Raw genomic sequence first — 19,599 nt, forward strand, 5'->3', positions numbered from 1 at the left:
ACCGGACTCACGCCCGCTCGGCCACCGTGATGATCTCGGGTGAGGTGGGGGAGAGGGCCGTACGCCCCCAGTCCCCGTACTGTTCCACGACGGTGAGCCCGGCCTCGCTGAGGAAGTCACCGAGGGCTGGTGCGCCCAGGAAGCGCAGGGTGGTCGTACTCACCCGGTCCCCGTCCCAGCCCTCGCCGGTGTAGGTCTCGCAGAATGTCAACCGGTCCCCGTCCCCGGCGGGAGCCGAGAGCACCTCGTGCCGGACGCGTACGACGGCCCCGTCCGGCGTGGTCACCTCGCGCACCCGGTCCGGCGTCCACGCCTCCCACGCCCGCGCGGCCTGATTCCGGGTCTCGAACACGAACCGGCCGCCCGGCGCGAGCGCGCCCCGCACGGCCTGGAGTGCGTCCCGCAACTCCTCGTCACCGACCAGCACCTGGAACGCGTGCCCGGTCATGACGACGAGGTCGAACTCGGCCTCCCATAACCGCGTCCGCAGATCCCCGAGCACCCACTCGACGCCCGGTTCCGCCCGACGCGCCTGTACGAGCATGGCGGCGGCCGGATCGAGCCCGACGAGCCGGCCCCCGTGCCCCTCGCCCCGGGCCCTGCGCAGCACCTGCCCGGTGCCGCAGCCGACGTCCAGCACGGACCCGGCGTCCCGCACCAGGCCCAGGTAGAAGTCGTCCCCCGGTCCCCAGGGATTGAGACTGTCGTACAACGCGGCGAGCGAAAGATCGGCGAACGAATGATCTACCACCGCGGCAGTCTGACACACCTTGCTGATCGGCGCGTCAGGATCCACCCAGTTCTCAATCTCTCTATGTGGACAGGCGGTTGAGGGTAGGAGACGCTCCCGCCGGCCGCCCGACCGATCGGAACCGGCCACGGATGGTGACGAGGTGGCCGACTCCCGGCGGCCGCCCGGCGCACACCGCCTCCGGCGCCTGTTCGAGAGTCCGGCACCACTGCCCATAACGGGCATCTCACGTGGTGGCGTGCGGGGCGGTCCGAAGCGGCCGCGAGGCGGCCCTCCGGTGGGCGGCGGCCGCGACGTCACCGATCCACAGTTCGTCGGCATGACCGACGGCGGCCCGCTCCAGGTCACCCCACAGGTCGGCGTGGGTCCACAGGGTGAACCGCCGGTGCGCCGTGGCCGTGGAGACCCCGAACCACGGCGGCAGGTCCCGCCAGGCGCAGCCCGACGAGAGCACGTAGACCACCGCCGTGAACGTCCGCCGCTCGTCCAGCGGCGCCGTGCCGCCTCCCTGCCGGCGCCCGGCGAACCCGGGCAGCAGCGGCTCGACCAGGCTCCACATTCCGTCCGGCACCAGCCGCCCGGCCAGCTCGTATTTCATCATCGCCCCCCATTCCGAGCCGGGATTCCCCTATTCCGTATCCCCGGCCCTCCGTGCTTTCCGTGAAACCACATGAGACGGCCGTCGTATGCGAACCGGCCACCTGCGCCCTTAACTGAACGTTGAATTCCCCTTTTCCGCGAGGGTGGTTCAGGCGCCTAACGCTGCGCTCACGACTGCGCGTTCGGCCCGTTGACATGCCTGTCCAGCCGGTGCAAAGCTGTCGAACGTTGAATCGGGGGGCGGGAATCCCGGTGGTTATTTCGGCTCCTGCGCATTGCATTCGGCTCGTTCGATGAGTTCACTTCGTTCAATACCCGAGCGGATTCTCCAGCGCAAGTGTCCGTGCGGCTTCCGTGTAATTCCCGGTACTCCTTCTCGCCAACTCCCAAGAGCACCCGAGACATCGGGTACGCCGTCCGGAACCCCGGCGGCGCTGTGCACCACTTCACAGAGAAGGAGATCCCCATGAAGAAGATCGCCGTGCGCAAGGCCGGGACCGTCCGTCTGACCTCCGCCGCCGCGTCGACGTACTGCTGCGGTACCCAGACCGCCTGATCCCAGGCAGGTGCGCGCCGGGCCCCCGGGCCCGGCGCGCACCGCGCACCGGCCCCCGACCAGTGAGGTGAGGCAGTGACCACCACGCCGTCCCCGGATCTCGACCAGCCCGTGCGACTGCACCCGCTCACCTACCTGGAGGAGGGCGAGGAAGTCACCGTCGGCCGGGCCGACATCGACTCCTACGGCCTCTTCCCGCCCGACGGCGCCGAACTGCTGCGCCGCCTGGAGGCCGGCACACCGCCCAACGAGGCCGCGCGGTGGTACACCGAGCAGTACGGCGAGCAGGTCGACATGGCCGAGTTCCTCGAAGTACTGGAGGAACTGGAACTCGTGGTCAAGGACGGCGAACAAGTGGCCGCGCCGACGGGCCCGGTGCGCTGGCAGCGCCTCGGCGCCGCCGTGTTCTCCCCGGTGGCCTGGGTCCTCTACGGCGCCCTCGTGATCGCCGCCCTCGTCGCCATGGTCCGCCGGCCCGAACTGGCACCGCACTACCAGAACCTGTTCTTCACCCGCAGCTCACTGGTGCTGCTCACGCTCGGCATCGTCCTCGGCCAGGTGCCGTGGATCCTGCTGCACGAGGCCGCCCACGCACTCGCCGGACGCCGCCTCGGCCTCAACTCCACCCTGTCGATCAGCCGCCGCTTCTACTACGTCGTCTTCGTGACCGCGCTCGACGGCCTGGTCGCCGTACCCCGCCGCAAGCGGTACCTGCCGATGCTCGCCGGAATGATCGTCGACGTACTCGTCATCAGCGGCCTGACCCTCGGAGCGGCCGCCGTACCGGACAGCGGCGGCGCCGCGGGGGTGGTCCACCGGCTGCTGCTGTCCATGGCGTTCGCCGTCGTCCTCCGGCTCGTCTGGCAGTTCTACTTCTTCCTGCGCACCGACCTGTACTACCTCGCCATCACCGTGCTCGGCTGCAACGACCTGCAGACCACCGCCCGCCAGATGCTGCGCAACCGCGTGATGCGCCTGCTCCGCCGGCCCGACCGGCTCGTGGACGAGAGCACCTGGGGGACACGCGACCGGCAGATCGCACGCTGGTACCAGTGGCTGCTGCCGGCCGGCTACCTCTTCCTCACCGTCACGCTGCTGACCGCGGCGATCCCCACCGGGATCCGCCTGACCGAGGTGGCCGTGCACAAGCTCGGCAGCGACCTCTCCCCGGCCAACGTCGCCGACGTCCTCACCTTCCTCACCCTCAACTTCTGGGAGCCGGTCTTCGCCGCCTACCTGGCGCTCCGCGCATGGCGGCGCCGCACACAGGCCCCGGCCACCACCGCAAAGGAGACCGCACATGCAGCAGGCTGACTCGGCGCCCCTCGCCCACCTCAGGCTCCAGGGCGGCACGCGGCACGACCGGGCCGCCGCTGTCGACGGCCTCCCGCTCCCGCCCCCGGTCCTCCCCGCGCTGCTGCCCCCGGTCGACTGCCACCGGCGGCTGCGCGGCCCGTACACCGCGGCCGGCACCATCGCCCGCGCCCTCGTGCCCGCCGTACTCGCCGCCGACCCCGACCTGGTACGCCGCCACGACATCGAACTCCTGTCGGCAGCACCCGAGTTGTCGTCGATCGTGCCCAACTCCCGCGAGACGCTGACCTCGATGGCGCTGCCCGCCGAGCGCACCCGCTTCTACGCCCGCCTGCGCACCCGGCGCATCGCCAACGGCCTGGCGGAGTTCGTCCGCGACGCCCTGCCGGCCCTCGGCCACGACGGCCCCCGCCGCCTGGTGCTGGAGAACGCCGAGCACGCCGAGACCACCGACCAGGAGTTCCTGGCCACGCTGATCCGCCGGGTCGCCCCGGACACCCTGACCGTCGTCCTGTGCGGCGCCGAGGCCCCCGACCCGGACGGCGACCTGGCGCCCGCGCTGGAGCGCCACACGACGGCCGTACCGGTACCCCCGGCAGGGCCTGGTCCGGCGCAGCCGACGGACGCCCCCGCCTTGCAGTGGGTGGCCGCCGACGGCCTGCTCGACGGCCCCTCCGGCGAGGCCGCCCGCACCGCCTACGAGGCACTCCCGGCCGGCGACCGCGCGGCCCTCCACGACCGCAGGGCGGCCGAACTCCGCGAGGCGGCGGAGTTCACCCTCACCCTGGGCGCGCTCCCGTACCACCTGGAGCGCGGCACCGCACCGGCCACCGAGGCCCTCCCCGCGCTCTGGGCCGCCTCGGACCACTGCCTCGTCAACGGCTTCTACACCGCCGTCGTCGACTACGACCGCAGGGGCCACCAACTCGTCGACGGCCGCGAGGACACCGCCCAGTGGTGGAAGTTCGCCGTCCAACTGGGCCTCGCCCTGTCCATCCTCGGCGAGACCAAGGAGGCCGAGGCCGTCTACGACAAGGCGCGGCTGCTGTCGACCGACCCGGCCGTGCACATGGCGTGCGCCTACTCCACCGCCATGCTCTACACCCGCCACAACGACCCCGCCGACCGGGACGAGAACAAGGCCAAGTCCCTGCTCAACGGCGCCATCGCCACCGCCTCGCTGCTGCCCGACCGGGTGGCCCGGGCCTTTCAGAGCGCCTTCTACAAGAACGGCCGCGCCCTCGTGGAGGTCAACCTGGGCGACCCGCTGGAGGCACTGCGGCTGGTCACCGAGTGCATCGACGACCTCGACCGCCGCCTCACCCCCGACGAACACCGCCTGCACCGCTCGGTGTTGCGGAACAACAGGGCCAGGGTCTACTCGGGCCTCGGCCGGATCGAAGAAGCCCTCACCGACTACGCGGTCGTCATCGAGCAGGACCCGAACCACGCCGAGCACTACCTGGAACGCGGCAACCTGTACCGCCGCCAGGGCCGGGGCGAGGAGGCGCTCGCGGACTACACCCGCGCGCTCACGCTCTCCCCGCCCTTCCCGGAGATCTACTACAACCGGGGCGACCTGCGCCTGACCGAAGGGGACGTGGAGGGCGCGCTGGCCGACTTCAGCTACGTCATCGAGCAGGACCCCGAGTTCGTGGACGCCTACATCAACCGCGCCGGCATCCACCTCGACGCCGGCGACCAGGCCGCGGCCCTCGCCGACGCCCGCACCGGCCTCCTCCTCGACCCGGCCAACGCCTACCTGCACGCCGCCGCCGGCCAGGCCCTCGCCGAGACCGGTGAACTCGCCGAGGCGGAGGCGTCGTACGACCGCGCGATCGACGCCGACCCCACGCTGGTCAGCGCCCTCTCCGGCCGGGCCGCCGTACACTACGAGTCGGGCCACCGCGACAAGGCCCTGGCCGACCTCACCCGGGCCGTCGACCTCGACCCCAAGGACCCCGCCCTGCGCTACAACCGGGCCCTGCTCCACCAGGAGGCCGGCCACCGTGACGAGGCCCTCGCCGACCTGGAACTCGCCGCCGTACTCGACCCGGAGGACCCGGAGATCACCGAGGCCCTGGCCGCACTGCGCGCCCCGGACGCGGCGTGACGACGGCACCGGGGGTGGAGGCGGGGGCGGCGCCCGAGGCGGCGGCGGGGGTGGAGGCCGGGACCGCGACCCAGCCGGCGCAGGGGACCGGCTCGGTGGTGGGGACCGGCTCGGTCGCGCCGCGGCGGGTCGCGCCGGGGGGTACGGGCGCGCGGGCACTGCGTGACGTCCTCGGCCGGTACGCGACCGGAGTCACCGTCGTCACCTGCGCGGGCGGTCCGCAGCACGCCCCCGCCGGGGTGACGGTGAACTCCTTCACGTCGGTGTCCCTGACCCCGCCCCTCATCCTCTGGTGCCTGGCCCTGTCCTCCCGCAGCAGATCCGCCTTCACGACGGCCGAGTACTTCGCGGTCAACGTCCTGGCGGCGGACCAACGCCCCCTGGCCGCCCGCTTCACCGCCCCCGGCGACCGCTTCCGGGACCTGGTGACGCGTCCCGGCCCGCACGGGGAACCCCTCCTCCCCGGCACCGCCGCCCTGCTCTGCTGCCGCCGCCACGACGTCGTACCGGCCGGCGACCACCTCCTGATCCTGGGCACGGTCGAACACCACTCCCGCACGACCAGCCGGACCCTCCTGTTCGCGGACGGGGGATACCACGAGGGCCCGGCGCCGATGCCGCGAGCCGATCAACTGGCCGGTGGAGGCGGCCAGGCCCGATGATCTGATCACGACTAATGAGGCATCGACCATCACAGTCCGAGGCGTGCGGGCCGTCATGGTGTTCGCCGACGACCCCGAAACTTCCGCCCGGTGGTGGGGGGAGACTCTCGGGGCCGAGGTGCACGTGGACCGGGCAGGGGCGTCGGGGTACGCCGGGATCGACACCACCGGGGGAGTCAGGGCCGGCCCAGACCTTCCTCTCACACGCCGGCCGCCCGTCGGCCCAGGACCGGTTCGGCCAGGAAGCGCGCTGTGCCGCACAGCGTCTGGCCGTGTCGGGTGAAGAGTTCGTCGCGGGAGTCGAACCGGCCGAGGTCGAGGCGGAGATGGGCCGAGAGGTCGCAGCGGCCGGCTGATGCCGGGCAGGCGCTCGATCCGTCCCCGTCCCAGTCGATACCGGTCCGCGACAGCGCCTCGAAGAGGGTCTCGGTGCCGGAGTTCGTGAAGCCCCCGGTGGGTCGGGCGGCGGCGGTCTCGGCGAAGAGCTGGGACACAGGCAGCCATTCCCCGTCGACTCGGAACTCGGGCCAGGCCAGCAGCACCTGACGGGGGACGAGGCGGCGGAGCCGGGGAAAACGGGGGTACCAGAACGTGCCGTCCACGACGAGACCGCGAACCCGGGTGGGCACGCCCCAGGCCCTGGCCACCGCCTCCAGGGCGGCCATCCGCTGACTGCACGAGCCCCGTCCGAGCCGCAGGACCTCCGAGACCGGCCGTGCCTCCTCCACCGAGTACACCGGCCGTACCTCCGCGGATATCCACCGGTGCGCACGGCGGAGAGTGGCCACGGTGGGCTCACCGTCCGCTGGGCCCCCGATGCTCCGTACGGCGGCCAGGACCCGGGGATGCTCCCAGTCGAGTACCGGCGTCGGCACCGTACCGCCGGGCACCGCACGGCCCGCGACGCCGACCGCCCGGACCTGCCCGCGCGGCATCAACAGCGAACTCACCATGACCGGCTCCTACCGTTCGTACCGCCCTCTCGCGCCCCAGCATCCCAGAATTTTTGAACGCGTTCAAGAATGTGCGTGGCCGCCGCCCGGACAAGAAGAAGACCCGCGCCTGGGTAAGCGCGGGTCTTCGTCCCCTGGAGCGGACGTTCTTGGGCTCGGGTCAATGGGCCGGGAAGGTCCGTTCCGTAAGGGGCGGCCGGCGGTAAAGGGGTGTGCCGGCCGCCGCCTCGGGGTTCTAGGAGAGGGTCTTGCCCAGAGTCTCCGTGGAGGCGCGGGGGGCCGGAACCGTCTCGCCGGTCTCGGGGTAGTGGCAGGCCGTCAGGTGGCCCGGCTTGTTGCCCTCGACCTGCACCAGCGGCGGGGCCTCGGTCGCGCACTTCTCCGTCGCCTTCCAGCAGCGGGTGCGGAAGCGGCAGCCGGACGGCGGGTTGATCGGGGACGGGACGTCACCGACCAGGCGGATGCGCTCACGGGGCTCCTCGTCCACCGTCGCCTCGGGGACCGCGGAGAGCAGGGCCCGGGTGTACGGGTGGCGCGGGTTGTCGTAGATGTCCGCGCGGTCGGCGATCTCCACGATCTTGCCGAGGTACATGACCGCGACGCGCTGGGAGAAGTGCCGGACGATCGCGAGGTCGTGGGCGATGAAGACGAAGGCGATGCCCAGCTCGTTCTGGACCTTCTGGAGGAGGTTGACGACCTGCGCCTGGATCGAGACGTCCAGGGCCGAGACCGGCTCGTCCGCCACGATCAGCTTCGGCTCCAGGGCGAGCGCGCGGGCCACACCGATGCGCTGGCGCTGGCCGCCCGAGAACTCGTGCGGGAAGCGGTTGTAGTGCTCGGGGTTGAGGCCGACGATTTCCAGCAGCTCACGGACGCGCGCCTCCCGGCCCCCGGCCGGGTTGATGCCGTTGATCTCCATCGGCCCGGAGATGATCTTGCCGACCGTCTGGCGGGGGTTCAGGGAGGCGTACGGGTCCTGGAAGATCATCTGGATCTCGGACCTGATCGGCGCCAGACCCTTGCGGCCCGCATAGGTGATGTCCTGGCCCTTGTAGAGGATCTTGCCGCCGGTCGGCTCCAGCAGGCGCGTGATCAGCCGGCCCGTGGTCGACTTGCCGCAGCCCGACTCACCGACGAGGCCCAGGCTCTCGCCCTCGGCGACCTGGAAGTCCAGGCCGTCCACCGCCTGCACCGCACCGACGGTCCGCCGGATCGGGAAGCCGCCCTTGATGGGGAAGTGTTTCGTCAGCCCGGAGACGTCCAGGAGGGGGTTGTTGCTCATGGTCGTGAAGTCCCGTCTCGTGTCCGTCAGTTGTGCCGGGTCGCGGCGTAGTCGGTGAAAAGTTCCTGCTTCTGCTCCTGGGTGAGGTGGCAGGCGGAGCCCCGGCCCTCGATGACCTCCAGCGCCGGCTGCTCACCGGAGCACCGGTTGCCCGACACCTGCTCGGTGAAGGCACAGCGGGGGTGGAAGCGGCAGCCGGACGGCGGGTTGAGCAGCGAGGGCGGCGAGCCGGGGATCGGCGACAGCGGCACGTCCACCGGGCCGTTCAGGCTCGGCATGGAGTTGAGCAGGCCGACCGTGTAGGGGTGCTGGGGGTCGCTCAGCACCTCCTTCTTGGTGCCGCGCTCCACGCACCGGCCGCCGTACATCACCAGCACGTCGTCCGCGATGTCGGCGATGACGCCGAGGTCGTGCGTGATGAAGATGATCGCGGTGCCGAACTCCTGCTGGAGGTCCTTGAGGAGGTCCATGATCTGGGCCTGGACCGTCACGTCGAGGGCGGTCGTCGGCTCGTCGGCGATCAGCAGTTCGGGGTCGCAGACCAGGGCCATGGCGATCATCGCGCGCTGGCGCATACCGCCGGAGAACTGGTGCGGGTAGTCGTCCACCCGCATGTCAGGCTGCGGGATGCCGACCCGGCGCAGCATCTCGATCGCGCGCTTGCGGGACTCGGACTTGGAGGCGCCGGTGTGCTTGCGGTACGTCTCGGCGATCTGCGTGCCGATGGTGTGGTACGGCGACAGCGAGGCCAGGGCGTCCTGGAAGATCATGGCCATCTTGTTGCCGCGGAGCCGCTCCAGCTCCTTCTCGCTGGCGGTGAGAAGCTCCTTGCCGTCCAGCACGATCTCGCCGTCGATCGAGGTGTGCGCCGGGTCGTGCAGACCCAGGATCGTCAGGTTGGTGACGGACTTGCCCGAGCCCGACTCACCCACGATGCCGAGGGTCTGCCCCTTGGCGAGGTCGAAGCTGAGTCCGTCGACGGCCTTGACGGTGCCGTCCTCGGTGGAGAAGTGGACTTTGAGGTCCTTGACGGAGAGGAACGGCTGCTGATCGGTGCTCGTCACGGGGACGCTCCTGGGGGTGATGCGAGGGTCGGGGGTGGGGCGGAGGTCAGGCGAGCCGGATCCGCGGGTCGATGAGGGCGTAGACGGCGTCGACGATGATGTTGAAGATCACGATCGCCCCGGCCGCCAGCACGGTCACACCCAGCACCATGGGCAGGTCGCTCTTGTTCACGGAGTCGAGTGCGAGCCGGCCCACGCCCTGGAGGCTGAAGACGGTCTCCGTGATGATCGCGCCGCCGATGAGCGTGCCGAGGTCCACACCGAAGATGGTGACGATCGGGCCCATCGCGCCGCGCCAGGCGAAGCGGAAGAAGACGTTGGCGCGGGACAGACCCTTGGCGCGGGCGGTGCGCACGTAGTCCTCGCTGAGCTGCTCGACGAGCTGCGAACGGGACATACGGGTGTAGTTCGCAGTGAAGATGATGGCGAGGACGATCCACGGCAGCAGCAGACCGGAGATCCACTTGGCCGGGTTCTCGGTGAGCGGGGTGTACGACGGGTTGTCGAGAACGCCCAGCTTGAAGACGAGGAAGTACAGCGCGATGTACCCGACGAAGTAGATCTGCAGGGAGGCACCGAGCAGGGAGGCGGAGGTGGCCAGCTTGTCCTGCCACTTGCCCTGCCTGACGGCGGCGATCATGCCCGCGCCGACGCCGATGATGAGGAAGACCACGGCCGCGCCGAAGGCGAGGGAGAGGGTCAGGGGCAGCCGGTCCATGATCGTGCCGAGGACGGGCTGGTTGTTGGCGAACGAGTAGCCGAGGCACGGCGCGCTGCAATCGCCGAAGTCGCCGTAGCTGCGGCCGACGAAGATGCCCTTGAGCCAGTACCAGTACTGGACCGGGACCGGGTGGTCGATGCCCAGGTTGTGCCGGACCTTGGCGAGCATGTCGGGCGTGCAGTTCTTGCCGCACGACATCATGGCGGGGTCACGCGGGATGGCGTAGAAGAGCCAGAAGGTGACTGCGCTGATGATCAACAGGATGACCAGCGCGCCGAGGACTCGGCGGACAAGGAAGCGGAGCATGAGGGCGTGACTTTCCGGACGGGGCGCCGTCGCCGGGGTGAGGGGAGTGGGCCGGAGGGGGCGGCCAGATCGTGGCCGCCCCCGGAGCGTCGAACGCTCTTACTTCATCGCGTACATCTTGCAGACCGCGATGCAGGTGTTGCCCGGGTCGAAGATGACGTTGCCGACCTTCGAGCCGTGCATCCAGTTGCGGATGGAGTGGTAGTCCGGGACCACGGGGGCCAGCTCCATGATCTGGCGGTCGATGTCGCCCCAGGCCTTGTTGGCCTGCTCCGGGTCACCGATCTTCGACGCCGCGTCGATCGCCTTGTTGACGCTCGGGTCGTTCAGCTGCGCGTAGTTGCTGCGGCCGTCACCGATGTTCTTGCCGTCCCAGCAGGGGTAGAACACCGAGTAGCCGCCCGGCCAGTCCGGGCTCCAGCCAGCGGCGAACAGGTCGTAGCCGTTGTCGATCTTGCCGATCTGGGTGTAGAAGGTCGACTTGTCGACCTGCTTGTTGACGACCGTGAAGCCGGCGGCCTCCAGGGCGTTCTTGATCGCGACGGCCTGCTTCACCGAGTTGTCGGAGTGCTGGTAGGCGATGACCAGCTTCTGACCGAGCTTGCCGGCCTCCTTCAGCAGGGCCTTGGCCTTGGCCGGGTCGCCACCGGGCTTCTTGTCCGTCCCGTAGAGGTCGAACTTCTGGTAGCCGGGGGTCACCGGGCTGAGGATCGTGGTGGCCAGCTCGCTGGTGGCCTTGCCGCCGCGGATGGTCTGCAGCTGCTGGTGCGGCCAGGCCCAGTTGATGGCCTGACGGACCTTGACGTCCTTGACGCGGGTCATGTTGATCGGCCAGTAGTAGGTGACCGTGTCGACCTGCGTGAGCACGCGCTGCTTGAGCTTGGCGTTGGTGAGGACCTGCGCGATGCGCTCGGGCGCGACCTCGTTGAAGACCGACATCGTGTACTGGTCGTTGCCCTGGTCCGCGATGTAGCGGTCGGTGGAGGCGACCAGCTCGAAGCCGAACTGGAAGAGGTACTTGTCCGGGTAGGCGTTGCGGATCGGGTCCGTCTTCGCGTCCCAGTGCTCGTTGCGCACGTAGGTCATCGACTTGCCGATCTTGCGGTCACCGATCTTGTACGGACCGCAGGAGAACGGACGCTTGTCGTACTTCTGCTTGGTGTCCTGCTTCTTGGACACCAGGGAGTACGCACGCTCGGCGAGCGTGAAGTTGAAGTCGGTGCGCGCCTCGTTGAGGTGGAAGGTGATCGTCTTCCCGGAGATCTCGACCGAGTCGAGGTGCTTGCCCTCGTACGGGCCCTTGTACTTGTCGCCGCCGACCAGGAACTGCTGGACGTAGCGCGGACCCTCGGTGACGAAGTCGGCGAAGAGGCGCTCGAAGGTGTGCTGGACGTCGTCCATGGAGACGTCGGAGCCGTCCTCCCACTTCAGCCCGTCCTTGAGCGTGAACGACCAGGTCTTGCCGCCGTTCTTCATGGTGCCGGCGTCGGTGGCCGCGTCACCGACGAGGGTGCAGCCGCCCTTCTCGTCGATCTTGTAGTTGGTCAGGCCGCGCATGATCGGGGCGGTGATGCAGATCTCGGTGGAGACGTAGACCTGCGCCGGGTCCAGGTGGTCCATGTCGAACTGGTCGAGCGAGTAGATCGTCCCGCCCTTGACCGCGCCCTTGACCTCGGGAGCCGGACCGACCGAGTCCGCCTTGGTGCCGACCGTGATGTTCACGGCCTTGGAGCCGGACACCGAGGGCACCTTGTCGCTGCCGGAGCCCTTGGAGTCACCGCTGCTGCAGGCGCTCAGCACCGTGGTGGAGGCCGCGGCCACACCGGTGGCGATCATGAAGTTTCTACGGGAAAAAGACATGCTTGAGCCTGCCTAGGAGGTTGGTCGGATCTTGATGGACCAGCCGGGTGTCACCGCCCCGTGCCGGGTGGAACTGCGTTGTTACCGCTTTGACTTCGGGTCGAGCGCGTCGCGCACCGAGTCGCCGAGCAGGTTGAAGGCGAGAACGAAGATCACCATGGCCAGGCCCGGGAAGAGCATGAAGGTGAGGTCCTCGGTGTAGAACTGGGCACCCCGGGCGATCATCACGCCCCAGTCAGGGGTGGGGTCGGTCACACCGACACCGAGGAAGGACAGGCCCGCCTCGGCGGTCACGTACGCCGGAAGCATCAGCGTGGACTGAATGATGATCGGAGTCCACAGGTTGGGCAGCAGTTCCTTGAAGACGATGCGCATCGGAGACGCACCCGTGACCTTCGCCGCCTCGACGAACTCCCGTTCGCGCAGGCCGAGTACCTGACCGCGCAGCAGACGGGCGAGGGAGGCCCAGCCGAAGGCGGACAGCACGACGATCAGGGCGAACGCCGTCAGCCACGTCGGCACGTTGTCGTCGGGCTTGATGAAGATGCCGTAGACGACCGGCATGAACGCGATGAAGAAGAGCGTGGACGGGAACGACAGCAGGATGTCGATGACCCGGCCGACGAGGTAGTCCGTCTTGCCACCCAGGTAGCCGGCCGTGACGCCGATGACCACACCGAGGATCGTGGTGAGCAGGGCGGCGGCGACGGCGATGCCGAGGGAGTTGCGGATCGCGTAGAGCAGGAACGAGAACACGTCCCGGCCGAGCTGGGGCTCGATGCCGAACCAGAAGTCGCCGCTCATGCCGCCGTTCGGCCCCGAGGGGTAGGCGAAGGCGTTGAGCAGGCTCGGGTCCTGGCTCGCGTAGGTGGTGTACGGGTTCTTGCCGTACAGCTTGGATATGAGCGGCGCCGCGATCCCGATCACGAAGAAGAAGATCACGATGTACGCGGATACGACGCCGGTCTTGTCGCGCTTGAAGCGCTTCCAGGCGAGACGCCCGGGAGAACGCCCCTCGCCGCCCTTCGGGCCGCCGGAAGTGGTCGACTTCTCAACGGTCCCTTCGGTGACTTCGAGGGGTACAGCCGCAGATGGAGTTGGGAGGGTCATGGTGCTCCTGGCCCAAGGGAGGGTCTGATGACTCCGCAGGGCACTCCCCTACGGGCTACGCCGGACTTTTTCAACGCAATTCATTCAAGGTCAATAAATTCTCGGTCGCCTTGGTTGCGTCTTTACCTTTTTTGCTCGGGCTTGACCGTTCCGTAGTGGGGCAGGTAGCGCGATGTAACCAAACTGTGCTTCACATCGGACTAACTAGACAATTCCGGCAAGGAGTTCGATATGCGGACGCCGATGTGTCGAAATGCGTACACGAGCGCGCCGGAATCCAACGTTTCGGCATCGTTGCCCGGAGATCCATTGCGCCTCGGTCTCAAGATCACCAAAGACGTCCCAAGATCGTGCCCGCGTTCGGGTGAGTCATCCCCCGGGGTCACCCCGACGTCCCCCTAAAGGCCGTACGAGGGCCCCCTCAAGGGGGCGGCGCGCGTGCGATGTGCACCTTATGGGTTGATATTTACCGGTAACGGTTCGGTGATCACGGAGGAGGCACGCCATGCGGGGAATCACGCACGCCCGATGGGCCGCCGGCGCGGTGGCGGTCGCGCTCGCCGCGACGGGCTGCGGGGGTGGTTCGAGCGACAGCGGCGGCGGGAGCGGCAGTGGCGGCGGGGTGCTCAGCTCCTCCTGGGGCGACCCGCAGAACCCGCTGGAGCCGGCCAACACCAACGAGGTGCAGGGCGGCAAGGTGCTCGACATGATCTTCCGGGGGCTGGTGCGGTACAACCCGAAGACCGCCAAGGCCGAGAACATGATCGCCCAGTCCATCGACACCAAGGACTCGCAGAACTTCACCATCAAGCTCAAGGACGGCTGGACCTTCTCCAACGGGGAGAAGGTGACCGCCCGCTCCTTCGTGGACGCCTGGAACTACGGCGCGAGCCTGAAGAACAACCAGAAGAACGCGTACTTCTTCGGCTACATCGACGGCTACGACAAGGTGCACCCCGAGAGCGGCAAGCAGAGCGCCGACACCCTGTCCGGCCTGAAGGTCGTCGACGACCACACCTTCACCGTCAAGCTGAACCAGAAGTTCTCCGGCTTCCCGGTCACCCTCGGCTACGCGGCCTTCGCCCCGCTGCCCCAGACGTTCTTCACCGACCACGCGGCCTGGCTGAACAAGCCGGTCGGCGACGGGCCCTACACGATCGAGTCCTACACCAAGGGCTCGCAGATGCAGCTGAAGAAGTGGACCGGCTACAAGGGCCCGGACGCCGCCCAGAACGACGGCGTGACCCTGAAGGTCTACACCGACAACAACACCGCCTACACCGACCTCATGGCCGGCAACCTCGACCTCGTCGACGACATTCCCGCCTCCCAGCTGAAGAACGTCAAGAGCGATCTCGGCGACCGCTACATCAACACCCCGGCCGGCATCATCCAGACCCTCGCCTTCCCCTTCTACGACAAGAACTGGAACACCTCCGGGGCCCAGAAGGTGCGCACCGGCCTGTCCATGGCCATCGACCGCAAACAGATCACGCAGACGATCTTCAACAACACCCGCACCCCGGCCACCGACTGGACCTCGCCGGTCCTCGGCTCGGCCGGCGGCTACCAGTCGGGCCTGTGCGGCAAGGCCTGTGACTACAACCCCACCGAGGCCAAGAAGCTCATCAACGAGGGCGGCGGGCTCCCCGGCGGCCAGGTCAAGATCTCCTACAACGCGGACACCGGCTCGCACCGCGACTGGGTCAACGCCGTCTGCAACTCCATCAACAACGCGCTCGGCAACGACAAGGCCTGCGTCGGCAACCCGATCGGTACCTTCGCCGACTTCCGCAACCAGATCGGGCAGCACAAGATGACCGGCCCGTTCCGGGCGGGCTGGCAGATGGACTACCCGCTCATCCAGGACTTCCTGCAGCCGCTCTACTACACCGACGCCTCCTCCAACGACGGCAAGTGGTCCAACAAGCAGTTCGACCAGCTCGTCGACCAGGCCAACGCCGAGACCGACATCTCCAAGGCCGTCTCCACCTTCCAGAAGGCCGAGGGAGTCGTCCGGGACAACATGGCCGCCATCCCGCTCTGGTACCAGAACGGCAGTGCGGGCTACTCCCAGCGGCTGTCCAACGTGGCGCTCAACCCGTTCAGCGTCCCGGTCTACAACGAGATCAAGGTCAGCTGACCCGCCATGGGACGCTATGTCGTCCGGCGACTGCTCCAGATGATCCCGGTGTTCATCGGGTCCACCCTGCTGATCTTCCTCATGGTCAACGTGATGGGCGACCCCATCGCGGGACTCTGCGGGGAGCGGCAGTGCGACCCGGCGACCGCCGGCCAGCTGAAGCACCAGTTCGGCCTCGACCAGCCGGTCTTCCCCCAGCAGTACCTCACCTACATGGGGAACGTGTTCACCGGTGACTTCGGTACGGCGTTCAACGGGCAGAAGGTCACCGAGCTGATGGGAACGGCGTTCCCCGTCACCATCCGGCTGACCATCGTGGCGATCATCTTCGAGATCGTCATCGGCATCGCCCTCGGTGTCGTCACCGGTCTGCGGCGAGGCCGGCCCGTAGACACGGGCGTACTGCTGACCACCCTCGTCGTGATCTCCGTCCCCACGTTCGTCACCGGTCTGCTGCTCCAGCTGCTGCTCGGCGTCGAGTGGGGCTGGATCAGCCCCTCGGTGTCCCCGGAGGCCACCTTCGACGAGCTGATCCTGCCCGGCCTCGTCCTGGCCTCCGTCTCGCTCGCCTACGTCACCCGGCTGACCCGGACCTCCATCGCGGAGAACCGGCGTTCCGACTACGTCCGCACCGCCATCGCCAAGGGCCTGCCCCGGCGCCGGGTCATCACCCGGCACCTGCTGCGCAACTCCCTCATCCCCGTCGTCACCTTCATCGGCACCGACATCGGCGCGCTGATGGGCGGCGCGATCGTCACCGAGCGGATCTTCAACATCCACGGCGTCGGCTACCAGCTCTACCAGGGCATCCTGCGGCAGAACAGCCAGACCGTGGTCGGCTTCGTGACCGTCCTCGTGCTGATCTTCCTGGTCGCCAACCTGCTCGTGGACCTCCTGTACGCCGTACTCGACCCGAGGATCCGCTATGCCTGAAGAGCCCTACGAGCCCGAGCGCGCCATCGCGGGCACCGGCATGGGCGGGGCCATGGACCTCGGGGCGAGCGAGGCCATCACCCTGGAGCAGCATCCATCAGCCGCCTCCGGCGGACGGGCACCAGGAGGACCGGAGGGCACCGGGCCGGCCGAGAAGCCGAGGTCGCTGTGGTCCGACGCCTGGCGGGACCTCAGACGCAACCCCGTCTTCCTGATCTCCGCCCTCGTCATCCTGTTCCTCATCTTCATCTCCCTGTGGCCCTCGGTCATCGCCTCCGGCAGCCCCCTCAAGTGCGACCTCGCCAAGGCCCAGCAGGGCTCCCAGCCGGGCCACCCGTTCGGCTTCGACGGCCAGGGCTGCGACGTCTACACGCGGACCGTGTACGGCGCCCGGGCGTCCGTCACGGTGGGTGTGTGCAGCACCCTCGGGGTGGCGATCCTCGGGTCCGTGCTCGGCGGGCTCGCCGGATACGTCGGCGGCATCTGGGACTCGGTGCTGTCCCGGGGCACCGACATCTTCTTCGCCATCCCGGTCGTCCTCGGCGGACTCGTCCTGCTGTCCGTCGTCACCAGCAACACGGTCTGGCCGGTCGTCGGGTTCATCGTCCTGCTCGGCTGGCCGCAGATCTCCCGCATCGCCCGCGGCTCCGTCATCACCGCCAAACAGAACGACTACGTCCAGGCCGCCCGCGCCCTCGGCGCCTCCAACACCCGCATCCTGCTGCGGCACATCGCCCCGAACGCCGTCGCCCCCGTCATCGTCGTCGCGACCATCGCGCTGGGCACCTACATCGCCCTGGAGGCGACCCTGTCCTACCTCGGCGTCGGTCTCAAACCGCCCAGCGTCTCCTGGGGCATCGACATCTCCGCCGCCTCCCCCTACATCCGCAACGCCCCGCACGCCCTGCTGTGGCCGGCCGGCGCGCTCGCGATCACCGTCCTGGCCTTCATCATGCTCGGCGACGCGGTGCGCGACGCCCTCGACCCGAAGCTGAGGTGAGAGCGCCATGCTGCTCGACGTCCGCGACCTGCACGTGGAGTTCCGCACCCGGGACGGCGTCGCCCACGCCGTCAACGGGGTGTCGTACGCCGTCGACGCGGGGGAGACCCTCGCGGTGCTCGGCGAGTCCGGCTCCGGGAAGTCCGTCACCGCGCAGGCCGTGATGGGCATCCTCGACATGCCGCCGGGACGGATCACCGGCGGGGAGATCCTCTTCCAGGGCAAGGACCTGCTGAAGATGAAGGGGGAGGAGCGGCGGAAGGTCCGGGGCGCCGGAATGGCGATGATCTTCCAGGACGCGCTGTCGTCCCTCAACCCCGTGCTCTCCGTCGGCGAGCAGCTCGGCGAGATGTTCACCGTCCACCGCGGCATGTCGAAGAAGGACGCGCGGGCCAAGGCCGTCGAGCTGATGGACCGGGTGCGCATCCCGGCCGCCGCCCAGCGGGTCCGCGACTACCCCCACCAGTTCTCCGGCGGCATGCGCCAGCGCATCATGATCGCCATGGCGCTGGCCCTGGAGCCCGCCCTCATCATCGCCGACGAGCCCACCACCGCCCTCGACGTCACCGTCCAGGCCCAGGTCATGGACCTGCTCGCGGAGTTGCAGCGCGAGTACCACATGGGGCTCATCCTCATCACCCACGACCTCGGCGTCGTCGCGGACGTCGCCGACCGGATCGCGGTCATGTACGCGGGGAAGATCGTCGAGTCGGCCCCCGTCCTCGACATCTACAAGGCGCCCGCCCACCCCTACACCCGCGGTCTGCTGGACTCCATCCCGCGCCTCGACCAGAAGGGCCAGGAACTGTACGCCATCAAGGGACTGCCGCCGAACCTCATGCACATCCCGCCCGGCTGCGCCTTCCACCCCCGCTGCCCGATGGCCCAGGACGTGTGCCGCACCGACGTGCCCCCGCTGTACGAGGTGTCCGGCGACCGCGGCAGCGCCTGCCACTTCTGGAGGGAGTGCCTGCATGACGTCGACCGGTGAGCCCGTCCTGGAGGTCAGCGGCCTCGTCAAGCACTATCCGCTCACCCAGGGCATCCTGTTCAAGAAGCAGGTCGGCGCGGTCAAGGCGGTCGACGGCGTCGACTTCACCCTCGGCCGCGGCGAAACCCTCGGCATCGTCGGCGAGTCCGGCTGCGGCAAGTCGACCGTCGCCAAGATGCTCTGCCACCTGGAGCGGCCCACGGCCGGCGCGATCCGCTTCAAGGGCGAGGACGTCACCAAGCTGTCCGGGCGGGCCCTGAAGGCCGTGCGCCGCAACGTCCAGATGGTCTTCCAGGACCCCTACACCTCCCTCAACCCCCGCATGACCGTGGGCGACATCATCGGGGAGCCGTACGACATCCACCCCGAGGTCGCGCCCAAGGGCGACCGGCGCCGCCGGGTCCAGGAACTGCTGGACGTGGTCGGCCTCAACCCGGAGTACGTCAACCGCTACCCGCACCAGTTCTCCGGCGGCCAGCGCCAGCGCATCGGCATCGCGCGCGGACTGGCCCTGCGCCCCGAGGTGATCGTCGCCGACGAGCCGGTCTCCGCCCTGGACGTCTCCGTGCAGGCCCAGGTGATCAACCTGCTGGACCGGCTCCAGTCGGACTTCGACCTCTCCTACGTCTTCATCGCGCACGACCTCTCGATCGTCCGGCACATCTCCGACCGGGTCGGCGTCATGTATCTGGGCCGCATCGTGGAGATCGGCCGCGACGCCGAGATCTACGACCATCCGACGCACCCCTATACCCAGGCGCTGCTCTCCGCGGTGCCCGTTCCCGACCCCGAGGCCCGCGAACACCGGGAGCGGATCATCCTCACGGGTGACGTGCCGTCGCCGACGAACATCCCGTCCGGGTGCCGTTTCCGCACCCGCTGCTGGAAGGCGCGGGAGCGCTGTGCGGAGGAGGTGCCGCTGCTGGCCGTGCCGGAGGCGTTCCGGGGCGCGAGCGGCCCGGCCGTCCACCCCTCGGCCTGCCACTTCGCCGAGGAGAAGCGGGTGGTGCCACCGGAGGAGACGACACAGCCCCCGCCCGACGCCCCGGCCGACCGGCCGCGGGAGCCGGGCAACGGATCGACGGCGTGGAAGGGTGACGGGCCGGCGTGAGACCGGCGAAGGGCCTAAGCGAGACGGCTTCGCCGTGCGGCCGCGGGCCGGGGTGCGTGGTGCCGCCCCGGCCCGCTCGCTACGGCATCCGCACCAGCCGTACGCCCGTCAGCCTTTCCGGTCCTTATA

At 69.0% G+C, this 19,599-nt stretch carries 16 protein-coding genes; 8 read left to right on the forward strand and 8 right to left on the reverse strand.

Going from position 1 to position 19,599, the window contains the following annotated elements:
• Positions 1-7 precede the first annotated feature (7 nt).
• Both ABZ854_RS12640 and ABZ854_RS12645 read right to left on the reverse strand, forming a co-directional pair.
• Positions 8-751 (reverse strand): class I SAM-dependent methyltransferase, encoded by a 744-nt coding sequence (locus ABZ854_RS12640; RefSeq protein WP_361208496.1) that lies wholly within the window; start codon positions 749-751, stop codon positions 8-10.
• A gap of 226 nt (positions 752-977) precedes the next feature.
• The gene (locus ABZ854_RS12645; protein WP_361208499.1) at positions 978-1,352 is read right to left on the reverse strand and encodes a transposase; all 375 of its coding nucleotides are present in this window, start codon (positions 1,350-1,352) and stop codon (positions 978-980) included.
• A 630-nt stretch (positions 1,353-1,982) separates the two neighbouring features.
• Here ABZ854_RS12645 and ABZ854_RS12650 point away from each other — a divergent pair.
• Genes ABZ854_RS12650 through ABZ854_RS12660 form a run of 3 tightly spaced genes read left to right on the forward strand, consistent with a single transcriptional unit; the run spans position 1,983 to position 5,996 of the window.
• Positions 1,983-3,221, forward strand: a complete 1,239-nt coding sequence (locus ABZ854_RS12650; RefSeq protein WP_361208502.1) for a hypothetical protein — start codon at positions 1,983-1,985, stop codon at positions 3,219-3,221.
• Positions 3,208-5,334, forward strand: a complete 2,127-nt coding sequence (locus ABZ854_RS12655) for a tetratricopeptide repeat protein (protein WP_361208505.1) — start codon at positions 3,208-3,210, stop codon at positions 5,332-5,334. Before ABZ854_RS12650 ends, ABZ854_RS12655 begins: the two co-directional genes overlap by 14 nt.
• Positions 5,331-5,996, forward strand: a complete 666-nt coding sequence (locus tag ABZ854_RS12660) for a flavin reductase family protein (RefSeq protein WP_361208508.1) — start codon at positions 5,331-5,333, stop codon at positions 5,994-5,996. Before ABZ854_RS12655 ends, ABZ854_RS12660 begins: the two co-directional genes overlap by 4 nt.
• 200 nt (positions 5,997-6,196) lie before the next feature.
• Here the strand turns inward: ABZ854_RS12660 and ABZ854_RS12665 are convergent, their stop codons facing one another.
• From ABZ854_RS12665 to ABZ854_RS12690, 6 genes are all read right to left on the reverse strand, one after another.
• Positions 6,197-6,949 carry a transglutaminase domain-containing protein gene (locus ABZ854_RS12665; protein WP_361208511.1) on the reverse strand — a complete coding sequence of 251 codons (753 nt, stop codon included), beginning with the start codon at positions 6,947-6,949 and terminating at the stop codon, positions 6,197-6,199.
• Between the two features lie 235 nt (positions 6,950-7,184).
• On the reverse strand, positions 7,185-8,231 hold the full coding sequence (locus ABZ854_RS12670; protein WP_361208514.1) for a dipeptide ABC transporter ATP-binding protein: 1,047 nt from the start codon (positions 8,229-8,231) through the stop codon (positions 7,185-7,187).
• A gap of 26 nt (positions 8,232-8,257) precedes the next feature.
• The gene (locus ABZ854_RS12675; protein ID WP_361208517.1) at positions 8,258-9,295 is read right to left on the reverse strand and encodes an ABC transporter ATP-binding protein; all 1,038 of its coding nucleotides are present in this window, start codon (positions 9,293-9,295) and stop codon (positions 8,258-8,260) included.
• Positions 9,296-9,341: 46 nt separating this feature from the next.
• Entirely contained in the window at positions 9,342-10,322 is a 981-nt protein-coding gene (locus tag ABZ854_RS12680) for an ABC transporter permease (protein WP_361208520.1), read from the reverse strand.
• 99 nt (positions 10,323-10,421) lie between these two features.
• Positions 10,422-12,182, reverse strand: a complete 1,761-nt coding sequence (locus ABZ854_RS12685) for an ABC transporter substrate-binding protein (RefSeq protein WP_361208523.1) — start codon at positions 12,180-12,182, stop codon at positions 10,422-10,424.
• 81 nt (positions 12,183-12,263) lie between these two features.
• Positions 12,264-13,292 carry an ABC transporter permease gene (locus ABZ854_RS12690; protein WP_361208526.1) on the reverse strand — a complete coding sequence of 343 codons (1,029 nt, stop codon included), beginning with the start codon at positions 13,290-13,292 and terminating at the stop codon, positions 12,264-12,266.
• Between the two features lie 505 nt (positions 13,293-13,797).
• Here ABZ854_RS12690 and ABZ854_RS12695 point away from each other — a divergent pair.
• Genes ABZ854_RS12695 through ABZ854_RS12715 form a run of 5 tightly spaced genes read left to right on the forward strand, consistent with a single transcriptional unit; the run spans position 13,798 to position 19,470 of the window.
• Positions 13,798-15,435, forward strand: coding sequence for an ABC transporter substrate-binding protein (locus ABZ854_RS12695; protein ID WP_361208532.1), 1,638 nt, complete (start codon positions 13,798-13,800; stop codon positions 15,433-15,435).
• Between the two features lie 6 nt (positions 15,436-15,441).
• Positions 15,442-16,368: an ABC transporter permease gene (locus ABZ854_RS12700; RefSeq protein ID WP_361208535.1), complete on the forward strand. Its 927-nt coding sequence runs from the start codon at positions 15,442-15,444 to the stop codon at positions 16,366-16,368.
• Positions 16,361-17,368: an ABC transporter permease gene (locus ABZ854_RS12705; protein WP_361208537.1), complete on the forward strand. Its 1,008-nt coding sequence runs from the start codon at positions 16,361-16,363 to the stop codon at positions 17,366-17,368. Before ABZ854_RS12700 ends, ABZ854_RS12705 begins: the two co-directional genes overlap by 8 nt.
• 7 nt (positions 17,369-17,375) lie before the next feature.
• Positions 17,376-18,359, forward strand: coding sequence for an ABC transporter ATP-binding protein (locus ABZ854_RS12710; protein WP_361208540.1), 984 nt, complete (start codon positions 17,376-17,378; stop codon positions 18,357-18,359).
• Entirely contained in the window at positions 18,343-19,470 is a 1,128-nt protein-coding gene (locus tag ABZ854_RS12715) for a dipeptide ABC transporter ATP-binding protein (protein ID WP_361208543.1), read from the forward strand. The genes ABZ854_RS12710 and ABZ854_RS12715 overlap by 17 nt, the downstream gene beginning before the upstream one ends.
• Positions 19,471-19,599: the final 129 nt, after the last annotated feature.

The organism is Streptomyces sp. NPDC047028 (genome assembly GCF_040644095.1).
Classification (GTDB): Bacteria; Actinomycetota; Actinomycetes; order Streptomycetales; family Streptomycetaceae; genus Streptomyces.

Coding starts and splice junctions, on each gene's coding strand:
- ABZ854_RS12645 (WP_361208499.1), bottom strand. CDS start 1,352: ATGATGAAATACGAGCTGGCCGGGCGGCTGGTGCCGGACGGAATGTGG.
- ABZ854_RS12655 (WP_361208505.1), top strand. CDS start 3,208: ATGCAGCAGGCTGACTCGGCGCCCCTCGCCCACCTCAGGCTCCAGGGC.
- ABZ854_RS12665 (WP_361208511.1), bottom strand. CDS start 6,949: ATGGTGAGTTCGCTGTTGATGCCGCGCGGGCAGGTCCGGGCGGTCGGC.
- ABZ854_RS12670 (WP_361208514.1), bottom strand. CDS start 8,231: ATGAGCAACAACCCCCTCCTGGACGTCTCCGGGCTGACGAAACACTTC.
- ABZ854_RS12680 (WP_361208520.1), bottom strand. CDS start 10,322: ATGCTCCGCTTCCTTGTCCGCCGAGTCCTCGGCGCGCTGGTCATCCTG.
- ABZ854_RS12685 (WP_361208523.1), bottom strand. CDS start 12,182: ATGTCTTTTTCCCGTAGAAACTTCATGATCGCCACCGGTGTGGCCGCG.
- ABZ854_RS12690 (WP_361208526.1), bottom strand. CDS start 13,292: ATGACCCTCCCAACTCCATCTGCGGCTGTACCCCTCGAAGTCACCGAA.
- ABZ854_RS12695 (WP_361208532.1), top strand. CDS start 13,798: ATGCGGGGAATCACGCACGCCCGATGGGCCGCCGGCGCGGTGGCGGTC.
- ABZ854_RS12700 (WP_361208535.1), top strand. CDS start 15,442: ATGGGACGCTATGTCGTCCGGCGACTGCTCCAGATGATCCCGGTGTTC.
- ABZ854_RS12705 (WP_361208537.1), top strand. CDS start 16,361: ATGCCTGAAGAGCCCTACGAGCCCGAGCGCGCCATCGCGGGCACCGGC.
- ABZ854_RS12710 (WP_361208540.1), top strand. CDS start 17,376: ATGCTGCTCGACGTCCGCGACCTGCACGTGGAGTTCCGCACCCGGGAC.
- ABZ854_RS12715 (WP_361208543.1), top strand. CDS start 18,343: ATGACGTCGACCGGTGAGCCCGTCCTGGAGGTCAGCGGCCTCGTCAAG.